Origin of the sequence: Legionella norrlandica, assembly GCF_000770585.1 — a bacterium.
GTDB lineage: Bacteria > Pseudomonadota > Gammaproteobacteria > Legionellales > Legionellaceae > Legionella > Legionella norrlandica.
In genome coordinates this window covers 1-2,342 of sequence record NZ_JNCF01000108.1, presented here as the reverse complement: position 1 = coordinate 2,342, position 2,342 = coordinate 1, and the positions used below count along the sequence as shown (strand labels likewise).

Below are 2,342 nucleotides of genomic sequence, written 5' to 3'. Positions count from 1 at the left end.
CATATAGGTCTTGGTAGTGTGAGTCACTATATTCAACGAGCCCAGCATGCACGTTTGAGCTGGCCATTACCTGAAGAATTGAGTGATGAGGCTCTCCGAGCCCTATTATTTCCGAAGGAACAAGGTAGTAAGGAACCTAAAGAGAATAAAGGGTTAGATTTAAAAAAAATCCACCAGGAGTTAAGGCGTAAGGGAGTTACACTGCTTTTACTTTGGTATGAATATAAAGCAGTTTATCCTCAAGGGTACAGTTACAGTCGCTATTGTTATCTGTACCAGCAATACGCAAAACAGCTCAACCCCAGCATGAGGATACAACATTATGCTGGTGAAAAAATGTTTGTGGACTACTCTGGATTGACCATACCCTGGATAGATAAAGAAACAGGGGTTATTCATCATGCTGAGGTCTTTGTGGCCGTTTTAGGTGCTTCAAATTACACCTATGTTGAAGCCTGTACCGCTCAAAGCATAGTGGAATGGATTAAAGCACATTGCCATGCATTAGAATTTTTTAATGGCGTCCCTCGTTGCATTATTCCTGATAATTTAAAATCAGGGGTTACTAAAGCCCATAGATACGATCCAGATATTCATTCAACCTACCAAGAGCTAGCCAATCACTATGGATGTGCTATAGTTCCTGCACGAACCTATCATCCTAAGGATAAACCCAAAGTAGAAGTGGGAGTCCAGGGCATCCAGCGCTGGATACTAGCTCCTTTAAGAGATGTCACTTTTTTTAGTATTGCTGAAATAAATCAGGCATTAGAACCTTTGCTAAAGGCCTACAATGAACGTCCTTTTCAAGAACTTGAAGGGTCACGCTATTCACAATATGAGGCATTGGATAAACCTGCATTAAACCCACTGCCTAATACGCGGTATAGTTTTGCTCAATGGAAAACAGCTAAAGCCGGGATTGATTATCATGTCACTTTTGAAAAACATCATTACAGCATCCCCTACCAGTACTTAAAGAAAACCATTGAACTGCGAGTAACCCATAGCACCCTAGAATGTTTTTATGAGGGACAACGTATTGCGATACATCCTCGTGCCTATAAACCAGGCCATACAACGACTCATGCCCACATGCCATCCAATCATCAAGCCTATGCCCAATGGACCCCTGAGCGATTAAAGAAGTGGGCGTTAACTACAGGGCCCTATACTCAGGCATTGATAGAGGAGCTTATAAGTCTTCATAAAATCCCGGAGCAGTCGTTTCGTAGTTGCTTAGGCATCTTGCGTTTGGGTGAACGCTATGGGGCACAACGCCTGGAGGATGCAGCCCAGCGTGGTTTAAAACTGGGTGCTATTCGCTATAAAAACATCGAATCCATATTAAGGAACAATTTGGATAAGCAGCCTTTGCCTTCGTCTGACCACGAAGCAAAAGCTGCCCAAAGACCTCACCATGATAATGTTCGTGGTTCAGCGTACTACCACTAAAACTCACTTAACTCATAGGAGATAATCATGTTAACACAACCGGCAATAGAACAGTTAAAATCATTACGGTGTATGGGGATGGCCGAGGCTCTAAGGGAGCAGCTGCAGACACCAGAATCCGCATCATTATCCTTTGAAGAGCGCTTAGCATTTTTAATTGAACGAGAACTCCTTCTCAGGGAACAGAGAGTTGTATTAGGGAAGTTACGTCATGCACGACTTAGAGAACAAGCTTGTATTGAAGACATTGACTACAAAGCTTCTCGTGGCTTATCTAAAATGCTTATCAACCAATTGGCCTTATGCCACTGGATAAATCACAAAGAAAATGTGCTTATTACAGGGGCTACCGGGACAGGAAAGACCTATCTTGCTTGTGCTTTGGCTCACAAGGCCTGTCGGATGAGGATTGGCGCTCGATACATTAGATTACCGAAACTCTTTCAAACTATAGATATAGCTAAAGCTGATGGCAGTTATACTAAACTCTTGGAGCAGATTGCAAAAACACCGCTACTTGTACTTGATGATTGGGGCGTTGCACCCATGACTGATGCCAATAGGCGTGACTTTCTTGAGCTTATTGATGATCGCTATAAATGCTCTTCTACACTTATCACAAGCCAACTCCCTGTTGCTTTATGGCATGACAGTATTGGTGATGCAACCCTTGGGGACGCCATTTTAGATAGACTCATTCATAATGCACATCGAATTGAATTAACTGGCGACTCTATGAGAAAAAATAAAACACAAAAAGTGGAGAAAAAAGAAAACTAATTTATACTAAAAATGAACCGTTTGTTTCGCTCCGAAGTGTTCAACTTCGACAGGAATAAGTGTTCAACATGGACAGGAATCACTGTTCAACATCACAGGAATACGCA

Annotated in this window: 2 protein-coding genes; both read left to right on the top strand. The window is 42.2% G+C overall.

The window, feature by feature from the left end; genetic code table 11:
* The coding region (gene istA, locus OK13_RS13540; protein WP_035891669.1) for an IS21 family transposase at nt 1–1,455 on the top strand (1,455 nt) is incomplete at its 5' end.
* A gap of 27 nt (nt 1,456–1,482) precedes the next feature.
* Entirely contained in the window at nt 1,483–2,235 is a 753-nt protein-coding gene (gene istB, locus OK13_RS13535) for an IS21-like element helper ATPase IstB (RefSeq protein WP_035891666.1), read from the top strand.
* The last annotated feature ends 107 nt before the right edge of the window (nt 2,236–2,342 follow it).